The following is a 694-nucleotide window of genomic DNA, read 5'->3' on the forward strand; positions in this document are numbered from 1 at the left end:
GTCACCACGATGAAGCCGTTCTCGGGATCGGAGACGGCGCCGTCGTCGATCTTGAGCAGCTTCTTGAGATGGATCAGCGGCAGCAGCTTGTTGCGCAGCCTGAGAACCGCGGTGTCCTTGATGCGCTCGATGCGGTGCTCCGAGTTGGCGCGGGCCCGCACCAGCTCGACCACGGAGAGCTGCGGGATCGCAAAGCGGTCGCCGGCGGCTTCCACGATCAGCGCGGAGACGATGGCGAGCGTCAGCGGGATCTTGATGGTGACGGAGGAGCCTTCACCGGCGACCGACTTGATGTCGATGGTGCCGCCGATCTGGTCGATATTGGTGCGCACCACGTCCATGCCGACGCCGCGCCCCGACACCGAGGTGATGGCGGCCGCGGTCGAGAAGCCCGGCGCGAAGATGAACTTGTGGATCTGGGCTTCGCTCATCTTCTCGAGCTCGGCCTCGGTGACCAGACCTGAGGAGATCGCCTTGGCCTTGATCCTGTCGGTGTTCAGGCCACGGCCGTTGTCGGCGATGCAGATGATGATGTGGCCGCCCTCGTGATAGGCGGACAGGCGAATGGTGCCCTGCTCGCCCTTGCCGCCGGCGAGACGCTCGGCCGGGGTCTCCAGGCCATGGTCGGCGGAGTTGCGCACCATGTGGGTGAGCGGGTCCTTGATCAGGTCGAGCACCTGGCGGTCGAGCTCGG

General features: G+C 65.9%; 1 protein-coding gene. It reads right to left on the reverse strand.

What is annotated here, in order from left to right; all coding sequences use genetic code 11:
* Positions 1–694: chemotaxis protein CheA (locus tag ACFQX9_RS38595; RefSeq protein WP_377792181.1), on the reverse strand; the 694-nt coding region annotated here is incomplete at both ends.

The organism is Bradyrhizobium sp. GCM10028915, from assembly GCF_042666195.1.
Lineage (GTDB): Bacteria > Pseudomonadota > Alphaproteobacteria > Rhizobiales > Xanthobacteraceae > Bradyrhizobium > Bradyrhizobium canariense_D.